Annotated in this window: 17 protein-coding genes; 12 read left to right on the top strand and 5 right to left on the bottom strand. The window is 58.4% G+C overall.

What is annotated here, in order from left to right; all coding sequences use genetic code 11:
* Positions 1-4: 4 nt before the first annotated feature.
* Positions 5-415 carry a hypothetical protein gene (locus BTN45_RS20180; RefSeq protein ID WP_004437734.1) on the bottom strand — a complete coding sequence of 137 codons (411 nt, stop codon included), beginning with the start codon at positions 413-415 and terminating at the stop codon, positions 5-7.
* Complete coding sequence (locus BTN45_RS20175; protein ID WP_003522141.1) at positions 415-1,668, bottom strand: sarcosine oxidase subunit beta family protein; 1,254 nt, start codon at positions 1,666-1,668, stop codon at positions 415-417. Before BTN45_RS20175 ends, BTN45_RS20180 begins: the two co-directional genes overlap by 1 nt.
* A gap of 316 nt (positions 1,669-1,984) precedes the next feature.
* Between BTN45_RS20175 and rpsU the strand changes: the two genes are divergently transcribed.
* Positions 1,985-2,212 carry a 30S ribosomal protein S21 gene (rpsU, locus tag BTN45_RS20170; RefSeq protein WP_003508541.1) on the top strand — a complete coding sequence of 76 codons (228 nt, stop codon included), beginning with the start codon at positions 1,985-1,987 and terminating at the stop codon, positions 2,210-2,212.
* Between the two features lie 133 nt (positions 2,213-2,345).
* Complete coding sequence (locus BTN45_RS20165) at positions 2,346-3,245, top strand: tetratricopeptide repeat protein (protein WP_006698105.1); 900 nt, start codon at positions 2,346-2,348, stop codon at positions 3,243-3,245.
* Between the two features lie 71 nt (positions 3,246-3,316).
* Here BTN45_RS20165 and BTN45_RS20160 read toward each other — a convergent pair whose 3' ends face one another.
* Positions 3,317-3,583 (bottom strand): DUF6074 family protein, encoded by a 267-nt coding sequence (locus tag BTN45_RS20160; RefSeq protein WP_004437715.1) that lies wholly within the window; start codon positions 3,581-3,583, stop codon positions 3,317-3,319.
* 339 nt (positions 3,584-3,922) lie between these two features.
* On the opposite strand from BTN45_RS20160, the gene BTN45_RS20155 reads away from it, so the two are divergent.
* Both BTN45_RS20155 and BTN45_RS20150 read left to right on the top strand, forming a co-directional pair.
* Positions 3,923-4,201 (top strand): exopolysaccharide production repressor protein, encoded by a 279-nt coding sequence (locus tag BTN45_RS20155; protein WP_004437712.1) that lies wholly within the window; start codon positions 3,923-3,925, stop codon positions 4,199-4,201.
* A gap of 109 nt (positions 4,202-4,310) precedes the next feature.
* Positions 4,311-5,300 (top strand): glycosyltransferase family 2 protein, encoded by a 990-nt coding sequence (locus BTN45_RS20150; protein ID WP_173615645.1) that lies wholly within the window; start codon positions 4,311-4,313, stop codon positions 5,298-5,300.
* 182 nt (positions 5,301-5,482) lie between these two features.
* Here BTN45_RS20150 and BTN45_RS20145 read toward each other — a convergent pair whose 3' ends face one another.
* The gene (locus BTN45_RS20145) at positions 5,483-6,448 is read right to left on the bottom strand and encodes a polysaccharide pyruvyl transferase family protein (protein WP_207590727.1); all 966 of its coding nucleotides are present in this window, start codon (positions 6,446-6,448) and stop codon (positions 5,483-5,485) included.
* A gap of 51 nt (positions 6,449-6,499) precedes the next feature.
* Entirely contained in the window at positions 6,500-7,465 is a 966-nt protein-coding gene (locus BTN45_RS20140; protein ID WP_004437703.1) for a glycosyltransferase family 2 protein, read from the bottom strand.
* Positions 7,466-7,582: 117 nt separating this feature from the next.
* Here BTN45_RS20140 and BTN45_RS20135 point away from each other — a divergent pair, with 117 nt between their 5' ends.
* From BTN45_RS20135 to BTN45_RS20100, 8 genes are all read left to right on the top strand, one after another.
* Positions 7,583-9,061: a lipopolysaccharide biosynthesis protein gene (locus tag BTN45_RS20135; protein WP_108081710.1), complete on the top strand. Its 1,479-nt coding sequence runs from the start codon at positions 7,583-7,585 to the stop codon at positions 9,059-9,061.
* Positions 9,062-9,432: 371 nt separating this feature from the next.
* The gene (locus BTN45_RS20130) at positions 9,433-10,581 is read left to right on the top strand and encodes an acyltransferase (RefSeq protein WP_022563429.1); all 1,149 of its coding nucleotides are present in this window, start codon (positions 9,433-9,435) and stop codon (positions 10,579-10,581) included.
* Between the two features lie 4 nt (positions 10,582-10,585).
* Positions 10,586-11,377 (top strand): glycoside hydrolase family 16 protein, encoded by a 792-nt coding sequence (locus BTN45_RS20125; RefSeq protein ID WP_100911353.1) that lies wholly within the window; start codon positions 10,586-10,588, stop codon positions 11,375-11,377.
* Positions 11,378-11,442: 65 nt separating this feature from the next.
* The gene (locus BTN45_RS20120) at positions 11,443-12,624 is read left to right on the top strand and encodes a glycosyl transferase family 1 (RefSeq protein WP_207590725.1); all 1,182 of its coding nucleotides are present in this window, start codon (positions 11,443-11,445) and stop codon (positions 12,622-12,624) included.
* A gap of 17 nt (positions 12,625-12,641) precedes the next feature.
* Entirely contained in the window at positions 12,642-13,640 is a 999-nt protein-coding gene (locus BTN45_RS20115; RefSeq protein WP_004437687.1) for a glycosyltransferase family 2 protein, read from the top strand.
* On the top strand, positions 13,637-14,581 hold the full coding sequence (locus tag BTN45_RS20110; protein ID WP_006698114.1) for a glycosyltransferase family 2 protein: 945 nt from the start codon (positions 13,637-13,639) through the stop codon (positions 14,579-14,581). The genes BTN45_RS20115 and BTN45_RS20110 overlap by 4 nt, the downstream gene beginning before the upstream one ends.
* The gene (locus tag BTN45_RS20105; protein WP_207590724.1) at positions 14,581-15,576 is read left to right on the top strand and encodes a glycosyltransferase family 2 protein; all 996 of its coding nucleotides are present in this window, start codon (positions 14,581-14,583) and stop codon (positions 15,574-15,576) included. Before BTN45_RS20110 ends, BTN45_RS20105 begins: the two co-directional genes overlap by 1 nt.
* 65 nt (positions 15,577-15,641) lie before the next feature.
* On the top strand, positions 15,642-16,547 hold the full coding sequence (locus BTN45_RS20100) for a UTP--glucose-1-phosphate uridylyltransferase (RefSeq protein ID WP_004437677.1): 906 nt from the start codon (positions 15,642-15,644) through the stop codon (positions 16,545-16,547).
* Positions 16,548-16,612 lie beyond the last annotated feature (65 nt).

Raw genomic sequence — 16,612 nt, 5'->3', positions numbered from 1 at the left:
CCACCTAGAGAGAATTTTCCGGAAGGATCGTTCCGGCGGGTTGGTCACACAGCCGCTTCCCCATGGCTACAAAAGGGGAAAGCCGCTTTAAAAGCTGCTCAAAATTATCGAAGGGGCGCAACGCCGAGGCCCGGCCCATATTGACGATGGCGACCGCCATCATGTCGGTGTCGATCGCGAAGGGATAATCCTGCTCGCCATCCTCATTCTCTCCGACAAAATAGACCATCTTGTCCGCGAGGCTGGGAGCACACAAAAGCAGGCCTTTTTCCGCCGTGAAGGGCCAGTCTTTCTCACCCTGCATCTTCGCAATCTTCTGGCTGCGAAAATCCTCGGCCCCGGGAATGACGCTACCGGCGGGCACGGCCTCGGCCGCGCCTGATATATTGATCGCAAGCATGGCCGCCGCCAGCATCAATGCGCCACCGCGGCAGCGGCAGCCTCATCAATCAGGCGGCCGGTGCGGAACCGGTCAAGCGTCAGCCCGGCCGCCAGGCGATGCGGTTCACCGCGGGCGATGAGATGCGCGAAGAGATTGGCGGAGCCCGGCGTCGCCTTGAAGCCGCCGGTGCCCCAGCCGCAATTAACGAAGAGGTTTGGCACCGGCGTCACGCTCTGGATCGCGGAACGATCAGGTGTGTTATCGGTGATGCCGCCCCACTGGCGCATCATCTTCACCCGCCGGAAGATCGGGAACAGCTCGCAGATGGCGTCGAGCGTGTGAGTGATGATCTGCAGACCACCGGTCTGGGAGTAGGAATTATACTGGTCGGTGCCAGCTCCGATCACCAGTTCGCCCTTGTCCGACTGCGAAATATAGGCATGCACCGTGTTGGACATGACAACGCAGGGGAAAATCGGCTTCAGCGGCTCCGAAACCAGCGCCTGCAGCGGGTTCGAATGCAAGGGAACGCGCACATCTGCCATCTTCATGATGACGGAGGAATGACCGGCGGCCGATACGCCGATCTTCTTTGCGCCGATGAAGCCGCGATTTGTCTCGACACCCGTCACCGCGCCATCAGGCCCGCGGCGAATGCCGGTCACCTCGCAGTTCTGGATGATATGCACGCCGCGGTCGGAGGCCGCGCGCGCATAACCCCAGGCGACAGCGTCATGGCGTGCCGTGCCGCCGCGACGTTGAAGGGCTGCGCCATTGATCGGGTAACGCGCATTGCCGGATATGTCGAGCGGCGGACAGTACGCCTTTGCCTGCTCCGGCGTCAGCCACTCATTGTCGATGCCATAAAGACGGTTGGCATTGATATGACGGCTGAAGGACTGCCGGTCATGGATATTGTGCGACAGCATCATCACGCCGCGCGCAGAATACATGACGTTATAATTGAGATCCTGGCTCAAGCCTTCCCACAGTTTCAGGGAATGCTCGTAAATATCCATGCTCTCTTCATAGAGATAATTGGAGCGGATGATGGTGGTGTTGCGGCCGGTATTGCCACCGCCGAGCCAGCCTTTTTCCAGGACTGCGACATTGGTAATGCCATGTTCCTTGGCAAGATAATATGCCGCGCCGAGACCGTGGCCGCCCCCGCCAATGATGATGACATCATAGTCCTTGCGCGGCTCGGGTGAGGCCCATTGCGCATCCCAGCCCTTATGACCCCTAAGCGCCTCACGCGCCACGGCAAAAACGGAATATTTGCGCATTCGCAATCTGCTCCTCGAGAACCGGCCAGAGGCCTGGAACATAGCCCCGGCCCGTATCATACACATGGCAAATCGGGATGGGAGGCAATATCCATTTTGCGACGCGGCAATGGTTTTGTTTCGACATGGCCGAAAGATTGCGGGACGGCGCGCATTTTGTGGCTGAATATGCGCTACCGGCTGGACTTGCTGCAAATGATCTGTTATTGCACGTCACCAATCGCCCGGCTCAACAGCCGGATGAACCACTTTTTGTTTGCGTGCGAATGCCTTTATTCACACAGCAAGATAACCAAACTAAAGGAACGGGTTTAACGTGCAGGTACTAGTCCGCGACAATAACGTTGATCAGGCGCTCCGCGCCCTGAAGAAAAAGATGCAGCGCGAAGGCATTTTCCGTGAAATGAAGATGCGTGATTATTACGAAAAGCCCTCCCAGAAGCGCGCTCGCGAAAAGGCTGAAGCCGTTCGCCGCGTTCGCAAGCTGGCACGCAAGCGTGCACAGCGCGAAGGTCTGGTTGCTGGCCCCCGCGCAGGCCGTTAATAGGCCGTCTTTTGGACGTTTTTGAATGCTTGTTGGGCGGGGGCGATCAATTCGCCGCCGCTCTTTGTGTTTGTGGCCGGAGAACGCTCTTGAAAACGACCGTGAGACCGGCCTGCGAGGGAACCCACACCGAATGATCGCTGTCGACACCTGTGTTGTGAAAAACGCCGATGCCTCCACGCGCCGGTTGCCATTAAAAAACAACAGAGGGTTCCGCGCTTCTCTGGTCGTCTGCGCCGTGCTTGCCGGTCTTTCCGGCTGCGCGACATCCAACCAGACGGAAGATGTGTTCCGGATCGACCGCGCACAGGGCTCGCAGGAAAACATCGCCTCGCTCACCTCGGTCATCAACGCCAACCCGCAGGATCCTGAGGGTTACAACGTCCGTGGCTCTGCCTACGGCCGCGCCGGCGATTCGCGCCGCGCCATCGAAGATTTCAACAAGGCGCTGCAGCTCAACCCGCGCTTTTACCAGGCCTATGCCAACCGCGCGCTGGTTTACCGCAATAGCGGCCAGCAGCAGCAGGCCCTTCAGGACTACAACGCCGCCCTGCAGATCAATCCGAGCTACGATGTGGCGCTGATCGGTCGCGGCAATCTTTACCGGCAGTCCGGACGTGTCAACGAAGCCTTCAACGATTTCTCCCGCGCCATCGAGCTGGAAACCACCGACGGTCGCGCCTGGCACAATCGCGGCCTGATCTACCAGCTGCGTAACCAGCATGCCCAGGCCATCGAGGACTTCTCCAAGGCAATCTCGTTGTCATCGACGTCACCGGAGCCCTATAACGGTCGCGGCCTTTCCTACGTCGCGCTCAATGACGACGAAAACGCCTTCGCGGATTTCAACCACGCCATTTCGCTTGACGGGAATGTGGCGGAATCCTGGGCCAATCAGGCGCTGGTCTATGAGCGACGCGGCGAAATGGCCAAGGCGGCCAAGTCCTATGCGCATGCGGCGCGACTCGATCCCAAATACAAGCCCGCACTGGATGGCGTTGCCCGCACGCGCGGCGCCGCTGGCGCCTCCTAAGGCGTCCGGAACCAATAAAAAAGCCGGCTGGTTTATAACCCGCCGGCTTTTTTAATGAAGAAAAAGAACCATCAATGGCTGTCGCGACGTGCCTCGGGCGCGGCATCCACCGCCCACAATTCAGCCTGCACGGCGTTTTGAAATTCCATGACCTCGCGCCGCATGGCGGCGTCCTCATAGCCAAGCGCCGTCAGACGGGCGGCCAGTTCACGGCACTCCCTGCGCCAGAAATCATTCGCCTCCACACCATGCAGCCGGTCGAGCATGGTTGCACATCGTTTTACGTCGGCAATGCGGTTCTTTGCCGGAAAGGCGATTACTTCTGAACTCGTCGTCACGCGGGCACCCTGCTCTTCGAGGAATCAATACCGACTTTTTAAAGGCGAGATGGTTAACGAAGTCTGCAGAGCGGGCCAGACACTCCGCAAGGCCTGCACCGGAGGCGGTTTTAGACTTATCAGAAGCAGGCATCACTGTTGTCTGGCCGACGTCATCGATGCGAATCGGCAGTTACTGAGGAATTTACCAATCAAGATTACCGAAATTTCATGCCGCGGGAGGTAGAAGAAGTATATGTGTGTTGAAACAGCACCGGTCTCATCGTATATTTCCTGCAAAGAAGAAAAATGCAGCAGCGCAGTCAAAAATGGAGAAATCGTTCTCGGGAGGAGAGCAACATGTATGCACCTCGTGTTTTTTTCAGCATGATCGGTGCTTTGCTTGCTTTTGCGGTTGCGACATATTTCATCCACGGCTCCTTCTATACGGCGTTCATTCAGACCCTCATTTGCGCAGTCATTCTGCAAGTCGGTTACTTCGTGGCGATTTTGGTTCTGGTCGCCCGTGAAAAACGCCGGATGCGGGAGACCTTTTCCCGGGACCTCAGCGCTGAAACAATTGCGGCAGACACCGCAAAAAGCGCACCGCCGCATGGGGCAAAGCTGACGGATATGTAAGTTTTTTCGCATCCGCTTTTATTGCATCGCAAAAAATCGCTTGCATCCATATCGCTGACACTTTCTGCTGGCCAAATCCTGAAGGTTCGTCAAAGCAGAAGGACACCCCATGGTGAGCGGTTCACAGCCCATTTGCGTCATCATCGCTGCAAAGAATGCATCTGATACCATCGATATCGCCATTCGTTCCGCCCTTGCGGAGCCAGAGGTCGGTGAAGTCGTGGTGATCGACGATGGTTCCACCGATACAACGAGCGACGTGGCGCATGCGGCGGATGACGGCACGGGCCGCCTGCGGGTGGTGCGATTCGACGTCAACCGCGGGCCATCGGCTGCGCGCAATCATGCCATCTCGATTTCCTCCGCTCCCCTCATCAGCATTCTCGATGCGGACGATTTTTTCTTCCACGGCCGTTTCGCCGCCATGCTGGCCGATGACGACTGGGACCTCGTGGCCGATAATATCGCCTTCATTCAGCAATCCGTTCCAGGCGCGTCCTCCATGCAGCCTGCCCGCTTCGAGCCCCAGGCGCGGTTTTTGTCGCTGACGGAATTCGTGGAAGGCAATATTTCCAGGCCTGGTGTGGAGCGCGGGGAAACCGGCTTCCTGAAACCGGTGATACGCCGCGCCTTTCTCGACAAACATGCGCTGCGTTATGACGAGGCTCTGCGACTTGGCGAGGATTACGAACTTTACGTGCGCGCGCTGGCGGCCGGCGCGCGCTACAAGGTCATCCGTCATTGCGGTTACGGTGCGATCGTTCGCGGCAACTCGCTGAGTGGCCGCCACCGAACCGAAGATCTCCGTCTTCTCTACGAAGCAGACAGGGCGATTCTCGCCGGTTGCCGGCTCTCGGCAGAGGAAACGGCGATCCTGCGCGAGCACGAGAAACACATCCGCGCCAAATTCGAGCTTCGCCATTTTCTCGATACAAAAAAACAGAAGGGTGTGAGCGGAGCGCTGAGCCACGCCCTTGCGCGTCTGCCCGCCCTGCCCGCCATTACACGCGGTATCTGGAGCGACAAGACCGCCCGCTTCCGCAAAGCGGCGCCGGTGCGGGACGTGCGTTATCTGCTGGACGGCACGCCGGTTTCCTAAGGGAAAAGACAACTCACGACAAATCTTTGCCGTCCGCCCCGGGGCTTGTCCCGGGGATTTGCTCACGTATCCTCTAAGCGTTCAGTCGCAGATGCTCGGGACAGGCCCAAGCATGGCGATGCAGCAACGGTGTCCTCAAGCAAAAGCCGCAGAAAATTCTCTGCGGCATCCGCTCCTCACCTCTAGAGATAATCCCGCTTTACCGTTTCCAGAACGGCGGCGAAACGCTCCTTGCGTTCCTCCAGTCTGCCATCCGGGCTAAGACGCGGTTCCGCTCGGCTTGCCTGCCAGAGCGCCAGTGTGGAAGGTGCGGCCAGCACCTGCTTGGCGAGCTTCCGCAACGAGCGGGATTGCGTTTCCTGCGGACGCACCATTACATCGCCCTCATGCGCCCGGCCCTCAAGCGCAGAGACGGAATCGGCGGTGACAACGGGGGCGGGCGGTGGGGGGAAGCTCATACCCCAGAAGCGTGAGCCCTTTTTCGCCGCTTCCGCGCGGGTCGAAACCGGTACATAGCGCGGCTGATATTCGACTCCGACGCTGCCCGCCCAATCGCTCCATTTGAAGCTGTTGATCGATGGTGAAGTGCTGACGGCGACCCACGGCACGCGGAAGGCATCGGCAAGGATTGCACCATGCATGGATTCAGCCACGATGAATTCCGATTGGGCAATGGCGCGGATGACCGCTTTTGCCTCGCCACGCGGGTCGAGATAGGTAAGTCCTGCCGGTTCACAGACGGTTTCCCACATGCCGAATTCCGCCGATTCCCAATGGGGGACGAAAGTCTTCTTGTGGAGCTTTGGCAGCCCTTTGAAATCAGGCATCTCGGTGACCATCACGGCGGGATCGACAATGCCTTTTTCGGGAGCGAGCCCCAACTTGGCGGCGGTTTTTTCGCCGCGCACACACCGGATATCCCAGAACTCGGTGCCGGTATCCGGCACCGCGCCATAACCATAGCCGCTGCCAATCACCAGCTTGCGCTGCTTGGCGGGCAAAAGAACGTCGTTGAGCACCGTTCCGACGCCCACGAGCATGACATCGTCATGCACATCGCGCAGGCCCGGAAGCAGAAAGTCCCACAGCCACAGGTTGAGATCGTCACCGAAATTTCCGTGATGAGATTCCCAGTGGTAAGGTTTCATGAGGTCACTCCTGGGTGAAAAACATATAAATTGTTGCGGGCGAAAATTCGCTCATCTGGAGCGGACGATTTTTCCGGCGCCGAGTTCGAAAGCGGCGCGCAGCAGTGCCGGATCGCGCATTGCCCATTTTAGGAGCAAACCGAATTCGGGAGCCTTGCGCCGTTTCAGGTTGCCAGCCTGGCTCCAGAGAGCCTGTTTGCGCGCGGTGTTTTTATAGGAAGCAATGGACGCCACATCGGCCGGCCGGCGAGAAAAACGTCCCTCCAGCGTATCGAGCGCCACCCAGGTATTGAACTGCTGGCGCAGGAATTCCGGCGAGGTATTGTCGATGCTGTGGAAGATATTGACGCCCATGCCGCGCATCGCGCCGGCGTCGTCACAGAGCAGTGTCCGCTTCGATGCAAGGATGGAATCGCAGAAAAACAGCACGTCTTCCGCCGCCAGTCTGAGCGCCGGATCGAAACGGATCTTCTCGAAAAGAGGACGACCGATCACCATGCAGGAGAGATGCAGGAAGCTCCAGTTCCGCAGCATGACGCTTGCGAGATCCGGCAGTTCGATCACCAGCGGCTTCTCCGAAAGCCGTGCCGCACCCTCATTCTTCTCCAGCTCGGAAATGGCGAAATGATAATAAAATTCGTCACTTGCCTGCATGGACGCCCAGTAGCACTCGCCGCCATAGGTCGTGAGCGCAAAGGCCGCATTCCGCAGATGATCGGGCGTCCAGATATCGTCGGAATCAAGAAAGGCAACGTAGTCGGTGCCGTCAGGCACATTGTCCAGACCGGTGTTGCGGGCGCCGCCCGGGCCGGCATTGGCCTGCTTAATGACAAGAATCCGGTCTTTCTGTTCCTGCGAAAGTTCCGCAAGTTCCTGATCGATCGGGTATGGCGATTCGTCATCGACGATGACAAGATCGAAGTCCTGGTAAGTCTGCGCAAAAACCGATGCGAGTGCACGTCCCAGGACACCGTGCTGCTTTTGATAGTAGGGAATGACGACAGTAAATCTTGCCATTGTTTCGCCCCTTGCGTTGATCAAGAAGTGTCGGGCCCGATCCTAAAAGCGGCCCCGATGGTATCGGCAACTCCCAACCGGCTTCCTCCCGCCGGCCTCCAGAAACAGGATGCTTGTATGCCCCCAGCGCCAAATGTAAAGACCATCACCACGAATGTCGGCTGGAGCGTTTTATCAAAAACAGGGACATTCGGGCTTAAATTTGTCACGGTCCCTATTCTTGCAAGGCTGCTTTCCCCGGAGGAATTCGGGGTGGTAGCGGTAGGACTAACGGTTGTACAGTTCCTGACCATGATTGCTGGCGCGGGGCTCACCTCCGCTCTCATCGTTGAGAAGGAAGAGGATATGGAAACGATCCATACCGTCTTCTGGGCTAATCTGGCGATCTCCTGCACCATGGCAGCCGTCCTCTACATCTGGGCGGAATTTTTCGGCGGACTGCTGGGGGCGGTGGAAAGCGCATACCTGCTGCGCATCATGGCCTTCCTCATTCCATTGCAGCTTGCCGGCGATGTCGCCTATTCGCTGCTGGCGCGACGGATGAACTTCAGCAAGGATGCGCTCTGGAGCATGGCCTCGGAGAGCATCGCAGCGATTGTCGCGGTCGCGCTCGCCTTCATGGGGTTCGGCGTCTGGGCACTTATCATCCAGCTTTTTGCCGCAGCTCTCATCCGTCTCGTCGGGCTTTATGCGGTTTCCCGCTATTGCCCGCGTTTTGTCATGAAGCCACGCCGGCTGGTGCCGCTTCTCGGCTTCAGTTCGGGGCTGATGGGCTCAGAAATCGCCAATTTTGTCACCTTCCAATCGCCGATGGTGGTCATTGCCCGTCACCTGGGTCTGGCGGATGCCGGCGCCTATTCCGCCTCCAACCGTTTCGCCAGCATTCCCAACCAGGTGGTTTTATCCGCCGTCATGGGGGTTCTGTTTCCCGCCTTCAGCCGCATGATGGACGACCCGCAGCGCCGTCGTGATGCGTTGATGTTCAGCACGCAGGTGCTGACCGTACTGCTCGCGCCCATGATGTTCGGTCTCTGGGCCGTGGCCGAGCCGGCCATGCTTGTCATCTTCGGCCAGAACTGGGCCTATGCCTGGCCTGTCCTCGGGCTCCTCGCCCTGTCCAAGGCCATTCTCACACCGTGCAGCACCTTCATCCCGTATCTGAAGGGTGCTGGTTACGGTCGCGTATTGTTCTGGTCGGCGACGATCCGCGCCATCGTCACCACGGTGGCAGTGTGGCTCGCCGCACTTTATGGCACGCTGATCGACGCCATGGTCTGGCTTTGCATCGTCAACGCGGTCACACTGGTCGCTTACTCCTGGGCCGTGTTCAAGGCCAGCGACACGCCTTTCTTCCGGGGCCTTTATGTCAGCAGTCGGCCGATGATCGCCGCTTTCGTGATGGCCGTTGCGGTGCGCTATCTGCTTCACCTTCTCGCCGATCGCATTCCCAATGCCACCCTTCAGGTTCTTATCGGTGCTGCCGTGGGCGGCGCCATCTATGCAATACTGATCCTGCTGACTGAACGTGCCCTGCTGGGAAAAATCCTGGGCATGGTCAAATCACGGCGTATGCCGAATACCGCAACCCAAGGTTAGAAATATCACAGAAAAATGCGCCTCATTTCTGCCCTTAAGGGGCCTCGCCACGGTGATTTCTCTCGCCGTGGCAAGGTGGGTTCGCCGCTCTTTTTGCAGCGCAACATCACGGCAAATGACAAATTCGCACGCTTCAGAGATTTTTAATGAGGCGTGAATTTATATAAAACTAATTTATTTCAATTATTTAATTTTTCCACGTGATAGAAACTGTGCTGACGCCAGACATTCACCCGCAAAATCTAATCTTGTGTTTTTCCCGCGTCGCCACATTTTATCCCAAAGTCGAAACCAGACTTCCCAGTGCGGGCTTAAGTTCGCTCTGGTTGCAACGCGGCGTGGGGAGACGCCGCCCAATAGGGGTGACTGATGTGACTGTCGATCAGAACCTATCCTCCCGTATCAACTTGATGCGCATATTGCTGATTTCAGGAATCGTGTTCGTGCATGTGCCACACAATGCCGAAACCAGCCCCTTTCTTGGCCTTTACGGCTTTTTCGACTGGCTGCGGGTTTTCCTTGGCGACGCGCTGTTTCGCATCGGCGTGCCCTGTCTCAGCGCCATTTCCGGTTATCTGCTGTTTCGCCGCGGCATGAGCGCTTTCGATTATCCGGCGACGATCCGCTCCAAGACGAAAACCGTGCTGCTGCCATTCCTCTTGTGGAATGGCGCACTGTTTGCCGCCGTGCTGCTGATCCAGCTGTTCGAGGTTGGCGTCGGATATTTTCCCGACCTATGGAACGCCAGCCCGCGCGAAATACTCAGCCATGGTACGGCGCTGGAAGAGCTGCCGGTGAATGTGCCGCTTTATTTCCTGCGCGACCTTTTTGTCTGCATTCTGCTGTCGCCGGTGCTCGCATTTCTGATGCGCCGCTTTGCGCTGCCGACGCTCGTAATCCTGCTGATCGTCACGGCCATGCCGGACCTGAAGATCTTCATTGTCCAGAAAAAATCCATCCTCTTCAGCTTTTCGCTCGGCATCGCGCTTGCGCTGCACCGGGTCGACGTCAAGGCACTTGATCCTTATGCCCTGCCGATCATGTTGTTGACATTTGCCGCGTCGGCCATTCTCGCCACAGGTCTCTATTTTACTGGCCCTGAATTCACATTCTGGCTGAATATGTCGCGCAATCTGCTCGCGGTCTTCGGCGCGCTCGGCTTTTGGGTGTCTTCATCGATCTTGATCCGCAGCCGGCTTGGTCAGAGGCTTGCCGAGACCGGCAGTCTCAGCTTCTGGATATTCTGCGCCCATTATCCGCTGCTGGTCATCATGTGGATGGTCTGGAACAAGGGCGGGCCGGATTTCTATCCCGCTTTCTACATCAGCGCGACGCTTTGCGCCTTCGTCATTTTGGTGATCAGCAATGCCCAGACCCGCAAATACCTGCCGGCCGTCTACGCCGTATTGACCGGAAGCCGCAGCGGCAAAGGCAAGGCAAAGGCCGAATTCGCGGCCAAACGGGCTTCCACGATAGGCCCACCCACATCCGAAACACTTTATTCGCAACGACAGAGGTGAACCAATGACAACATTTGTCACCCGCGTTCAGACACGCATTCTTCTTGCCGCCGCCCTCACTGCAACGGCATTCACGGCCCCCGTTAACGCCCAAGAGGGCAATGGTACGTCCTTCATGGAGAATTTCGACCAGATGGACAGAAGCTTCTGGTACGTTTCTGACGGCTGGAACAATGGCGCGCACCAGAACTGCACCTGGTCGAAGAAGCTGGCAACGGTGGAGAACAACCAGCTGACGCTGGGCTTCGAGGAAGCCAAGGCTGGCGACCGCAACTTCGCCTGCGGTGAAATCCAGACCAAGGGCCGTTATCGTTACGGCACCTATGAAGCGCGCATGAAGGCCGCCACCGGCCCTGGCCTGAACTCCGCCTTCTTCACCTATATCGGCCCGACCGACAAAAAACCGCACGACGAAATCGACTTTGAGGTTCTTGGCAAAAATACCGGTCAGGTGCAGCTCAATCAATATGTGTCCGCCAAGGGCGGCAATGAGAAGCTGGTGCCGGTGGAAGGCGGCGCCGATGCCGGCTTCAACGACTATGCCTTCGTCTGGGAACCGCAGCGCCTGCGTTATTACGTCAACGGCAAGCTCGTTCATGAGGTGACGGACGCGACGAAAATTCCGCAGAACGCTCAGAAAATCTTCTTCAGCCTGTGGGGAACCGACACGCTGAAGGACTGGATGGGCAAGTTTGCTTATGCCGGGCCATCGCAGATGGTCGTTGACCGCTTCGCCTTCACCGCGCTCGGCGATAAATGCCAGTTCCCGGAAAGCATCGCCTGCGCTCTGAATTGACCGATTTTTTTGAACCAAATCCTGTGCTGCGGCGTCTTTGACCCGCGAACCGACCGGAACCCTGCATGATCCATATTCTCTACCTCGCGCATGATCTGTCAGACCCCGCCATTCGTCGGCGGGTGCTGACGCTGCTTGCAGGCGGGGCGCGGGTCACGCTGGCCGGTTTCCGGCGCGGACAGAACCGGCTGGCGGAGATCGAAGGCGTCGTACCTGTCGTGCTCGGGGAAACCGCCGACGGGCAATTTCTGCAGCGCATGGCGGCAGTGGCGAAAGCCAGCCTTTCGCTCGGCAAAGTCTTGAACGGAATTCCGGCACCCGACGTCGTTCTCGCCAGGAACCTCGAAATGCTGGCTCTGGCAAAGCGCGCCATGTCGATCTATTCCGGCCGCCCGGCGCTGGTTTACGAATGTCTCGATATTCATCGCCTGCTGCTCCACGAAGGCAAGCCCGGACAGATGCTGAATGCCGCGCAGCGTTATTTCGCACGCGACGCAAAGCTTCTGGTGACAAGTTCCCCGGCATTCGTGGAGCATTATTTCAAGCCCGTGTCGGGCCTCGACCTTCCTGTCCTGTTGCAGGAAAACAAGGTGCTGGCGCTCGACGACACCATTGCCGCCACGCCAAGACCACGGGCGCCCGCGCCCGGCGAACCATGGAAAATCGGCTGGTTCGGCGCGCTTCGCTGCCGCAAATCGCTTGAAATTCTCGCTGAGTTCGCTCGCCGCATGGAAGGCAGGGTCGAAATCATCCTGCGTGGCCGGCCGGCCTATTCGGAGTTTGCTGATTTCGATGGCTTCGTGGCGGCTGCTCCACATGTGCATTTCCACGGACCTTACAAAAACCCCGAGGACCTAGCCGCCATCTATAACGAGGTGCAATTTACCTGGGCGATCGACTTTTTCGAGGAAGGCCAGAATTCCAGCTGGCTGCTGCCCAACCGGCTTTACGAGGGCTGCCTTTACGGCACTCTGCCGATTGCACTTGCTGGCACGGAAACGGCTCGCTTCATTGAAAAACGCAATATCGGCTTCGTCCTGCAACAGGCGGGCGCTGACGATCTTGCCGCCCTCTTCAACCGGATGACCCCGCAAACCTATGCGGATGCCTTCCACACCCTGTCGGCAACAGACAGGAAACAATGGCTGACCGACCGCGACGATTGCCGTCTGCTGGTGCAGCAATTGTCCTCTCTCGCCAAATCCGCTTCCGGCCACGCCCGTGAAGCGCAGTTTTCACCCGTGTAGTGCGTAGGGGGCAAATCATGGAAGGTCCAGGTCATTCCGGCATCAGAACGCTAATCGTCATACCCTGCCTCAATGAGGCGAAGACGATCGAGGGGTTGCTTGTCAAATTCACCGGCGCAATGCAGGGGCGCCTGTTCCGCATCGTCGTCGCCGATGGCGGCAGCACGGATGGAACGCGCGATATCGTTGCCGCCTTTGCGGCAAAGGACGAACGCGTCACGCTTCTTGCCAATCCGAAGCGTATCCAGAGCGCCGGCATCAACCTTGCCGTCGCCACCTTCGGCGAGGATTTCGATTATCTCATCCGCATCGACGCCCATGGCGATTATCCCGATGATTATTGCCAGCGGCTGATCGAGGATGCGGAACGGACGGGTGCGGACTCCGTCGTCGTCGCCATGGATACAGTCGGCCACGGCCTGTTCCAGAAGGCGACTGCCATTGCCCAGAATTCCAAGCTCGGCAATGGCGGTTCCAAGCACCGCGAAGGCGCAAAAGGCCACTGGATCGATCACGGCCACCACGCGCTGATGCGGATTGCCGCTTTCGATGCGGTCGGCGGTTATGATGAGAGCTTCAGCCACAACGAGGATGCGGAGCTGGATTTCCGGCTGCGCAAATCCGGGTTCCGCATCTGGATGACCGACAAGACCCGCATGACCTATTATCCGCGCGCCAGCGTCATGCCGCTCTTCAAGCAATATCTCGCCTATGGCCGCGGCCGGGCGAAGAACCTGTTGAAACATCGCTCAATCCCGAAAATCCGCCAGATGATTCCGCTCGCCGTGCTGCCGGTCTTCATCTTCGCGCTGCTGTCGCTGGTGCATTGGGCAGCCCTTATTCCGCTCGGCCTCTGGATTGCCGCATGTGTGGGTTATGGCTTGTGGATGGCAATAGGTCAGAAAAATCCATACGGCCCGCTCGCCGCTTTTTCGGCAATGGTGATGCATCTGGCCTGGTCCACCGGCTTCTGGCTGGAACTCCTGAAATTCCGGGGAAGAAAGGCTGTCTCATGACCGACAACACCGTCACCGGCACGCAATATCTCAAGACCGTCGATATCGGCATCTGCACCTACAGACGCCCGGCGCTTGTCGCCACACTTCTGTCACTCTTCGAGCTGGATGTGCCTGAAGGCGTGAAAGTTAGGCTGATTGTCGCCGATAATGACGAGGAGCCCAGCGCAAAGGCAAGCGTCGATCGCCTGCGCGAAACCGCCCCCTTCGAGATCACCTATGTGCATTGCCCGAAATCTAATATTTCGATTGCCCGCAATGCCTGCCTGTCGGAATGCAAGGCGGACTATCTCGCCTTTATCGATGACGACGAAACGGCGCCGCCACACTGGCTGGCCGCGCTTCTGGAAAAGGCAGACGAGACCGGTGCAGAAACAGTTCTCGGCCCCGTCACTGCGGTTTACCGGGACAACGCGCCGGGCTGGATGAAACGCGGAGATTTCCACTCGACCGTTCCGGTCTGGGTCAATGGCGAGATCATCACCGGTTATACATGCAACACGCTGCTCAGGATGGAAGCGCCATCGGTAAAGGGCCGGCGCTTCGCGCTGGCGCTTGGCCAGAGCGGCGGCGAAGACACACATTTCTTCTCGCATCTCCACGCCGCCGGCGGCCGTATCGTCTTTGCGGAAGACGCTGTCTTGTCGGAGCCGGTTCCGGAAAATCGGGCAAGCTTTCTATGGCTTGCCAAGCGCCGGTTCCGTTCCGGCCAGACCCATGGACGGGTGCTGGCTGAAAAGAAACCCGGTGCGCGCCGCGTCGTCCAGGTGGTGAAAGCTGGTTCGAAAGTGCTTTATTGCGCTCTTTTTGCCGCCTTGAGCGGTTTCAATGCCGTACGCCGCAACCGTTATGCGTTGCGAGGCGCGCTGCATATGGGTTCGATGAGCGGCGCCTTCGGTGTGCGCGAAATCCGGCAATATGGTGCCGTGGAGGCGACCTGATGGAAAACCTCACCTCTCCGCCAGACATCAGCTTCGTTATCGCCGCCTATAATGCCGCCGATACGATTGAGGCCGCGGTTCAAAGCGCGCTCGATCAGCAGGGCGTGACGCTGGAAGTAATCGTCGTCGACGACCGCTCCGCAGACGATACCATTCCCTTCGTTGAAGCGATCGCCGCAATCGATCCGCGCGTGCGGCTGCTTGCGCTCGAAGAAAACCGCGGTCCAGGCGGCGCCCGCAACGCCGGCATCGAGGCCGCGACGGGGCGCTGGATCGCCGTGCTCGACTCCGACGATGTCATCCGCCCGGAGCGCTCCGCCTGCATGATGTGCCGGGCGGAAGCCGCCAACGCTGACATCGCTGTCGATAATCTCGATGTCGTCTACACCGATGGCCGGCCGATGGAGACGATGTTTCCCGAAGAGTTTCTGGAGGAACGGCCTGTTCTCACGCTGGAGGACTTCATTTCCTCCAACATCCTGTTCCGCTCCACCTTTAACTTCGGCTACATGAAACCGATGTTCCGGCGCGATTTCCTTAATAACGAAGCACTGCGCTTCCGTGAGGATATCCGCATCGGCGAAGACTATATTCTTCTCGCCTCGGCGCTTGCCGCTGGCGGCCTCTGCGTCATCGAACCGAAGCCGGGTTACATCTACAATATCCGCGAAGGTTCGATTTCCCGTGTCCTCGAACTTCATCACGTCGAAGCGATGATGCGGGCGGACGAAGAATTCCTGAGCCACTACACCTTGCTGCCGGCCGCCATGGACGCGCAGCAGGCGAGAGCCCGCAGCCTGCGGCTGGCGCATAATTTTTTGACTTTGGTGGAAAACATCAAGCGCCGCTCGGTACTCGGCGCCTTGAAGACCACAATCCGAGATCCTGCCGTGCTGGGGCACCTGAGAATGCCGATTGCAGTGCGGCTGAGGAGGCTGCGGGACGCCGTGTTTGCGCCCGCGGCGAATACAGGGGTGAAAAGGCAGATTTCATAAAATTTGCGCGCGGACCATGTCCGCGGGGACTGGGGACAGATCAAACCTTGATGAAGGAGAACGCGATGGACCTGAAGAGAACTGTCAGAAAAGCCGTCATTCCGGTAGCCGGCAACGGCACGCGGTTTTTGCCCGCCACCAAGGCGATGCCAAAGGAAATGCTGACGATCGTTGACCGGCCGGTCGTTCAATATGCCGTGGATGAAGCCATGCAGGCCGGCATTGAGCACATTATTTTCGTCACGAGCCGCAACAAGACCGCCATCGAAGACTATTTCGACAGCGCACCTGAACTCATCAACACGCTGACCCGCTCCGGCAAGACCGTGCAGGTGCTGCAGCTGGAAAAGATGCTGCCGGTTGCCGGCACCGTCAGCTATACCCGCCAGCAGGTGCCGCTTGGCCTCGGCCATGCCGTCTGGTGTGCGCGTGAACTGGTGGGCAAGGAGCCTTTTGCGCTGCTGCTGCCTGACATGGTCTCCTATGGCGCGCGAGGCTGCATTGCCGGTCTGATGGAGCTTTACGATGAAGTCGGCGGCAATATTCTCGGTGTCGAGGAATGCCTGCCGGAAGAAGTTTCGTCCTATGGCGTCGTCGGCGTCGGCCAGAAGGTCAATCACGGCTTCGCCGTGACCGAAATGGTCGAAAAGCCGGAACCATCCAGGGCGCCTTCGAATTATTACCTGAATGGCCGTTATATTCTGCAGCCGGAAATCTTCGATATTCTCGCCAAGCAGGAGCGCGGCGCGGGCAACGAAATCCAGCTGACCGACGGCATGAAGCGGCTCGCCGAAAAGCAGGCCTTCCATGCGCAGAAATATAGCGGCCGCACCTTTGACTGTGGCAGCAAGCAGGGCTTCATCGCCGCCAACGTCGCCTTCTCGCTGCTGCGCGCCGACATGGAAGCGCAGGTTCTCGCTTCGGTGAAAGAACTGGTGGCAAACCACGAAAGCCGCGTGCAGGCGGCCTGACTTTCATCGCGCCGCCGGGGGAGGCGGCCGGCGCACCAATAACGGGAGGCGGGAAGGCGAGAGTT

Source organism: Rhizobium sp. ZX09, assembly GCF_017357485.1.
GTDB lineage: Bacteria > Pseudomonadota > Alphaproteobacteria > Rhizobiales > Rhizobiaceae > Agrobacterium > Agrobacterium pusense.
The sequence above is the reverse complement of the archived record's forward strand: the minus strand, read 5'-3'. Positions and strand labels throughout refer to the sequence as shown.

What these genes read in the sequence shown, in the direction of transcription:
- BTN45_RS20180 (WP_004437734.1), bottom strand. Translation starts at nt 415, where the DNA reads ATGCTGGCGGCGGCCATGCTTGCGATCAATATATCAGGCGCGGCCGAG.
- BTN45_RS20175 (WP_003522141.1), bottom strand. Translation starts at nt 1,668, where the DNA reads ATGCGCAAATATTCCGTTTTTGCCGTGGCGCGTGAGGCGCTTAGGGGT.
- BTN45_RS20165 (WP_006698105.1), top strand. Translation starts at nt 2,346, where the DNA reads ATGATCGCTGTCGACACCTGTGTTGTGAAAAACGCCGATGCCTCCACG.
- BTN45_RS20155 (WP_004437712.1), top strand. Translation starts at nt 3,923, where the DNA reads ATGTATGCACCTCGTGTTTTTTTCAGCATGATCGGTGCTTTGCTTGCT.
- BTN45_RS20150 (WP_173615645.1), top strand. Translation starts at nt 4,311, where the DNA reads ATGGTGAGCGGTTCACAGCCCATTTGCGTCATCATCGCTGCAAAGAAT.
- BTN45_RS20145 (WP_207590727.1), bottom strand. Translation starts at nt 6,448, where the DNA reads ATGAAACCTTACCACTGGGAATCTCATCACGGAAATTTCGGTGACGAT.
- BTN45_RS20140 (WP_004437703.1), bottom strand. Translation starts at nt 7,465, where the DNA reads ATGGCAAGATTTACTGTCGTCATTCCCTACTATCAAAAGCAGCACGGT.
- BTN45_RS20135 (WP_108081710.1), top strand. Translation starts at nt 7,583, where the DNA reads ATGCCCCCAGCGCCAAATGTAAAGACCATCACCACGAATGTCGGCTGG.
- BTN45_RS20125 (WP_100911353.1), top strand. Translation starts at nt 10,586, where the DNA reads ATGACAACATTTGTCACCCGCGTTCAGACACGCATTCTTCTTGCCGCC.
- BTN45_RS20120 (WP_207590725.1), top strand. Translation starts at nt 11,443, where the DNA reads ATGATCCATATTCTCTACCTCGCGCATGATCTGTCAGACCCCGCCATT.
- BTN45_RS20115 (WP_004437687.1), top strand. Translation starts at nt 12,642, where the DNA reads ATGGAAGGTCCAGGTCATTCCGGCATCAGAACGCTAATCGTCATACCC.
- BTN45_RS20110 (WP_006698114.1), top strand. Translation starts at nt 13,637, where the DNA reads ATGACCGACAACACCGTCACCGGCACGCAATATCTCAAGACCGTCGAT.
- BTN45_RS20105 (WP_207590724.1), top strand. Translation starts at nt 14,581, where the DNA reads ATGGAAAACCTCACCTCTCCGCCAGACATCAGCTTCGTTATCGCCGCC.
- BTN45_RS20100 (WP_004437677.1), top strand. Translation starts at nt 15,642, where the DNA reads ATGGACCTGAAGAGAACTGTCAGAAAAGCCGTCATTCCGGTAGCCGGC.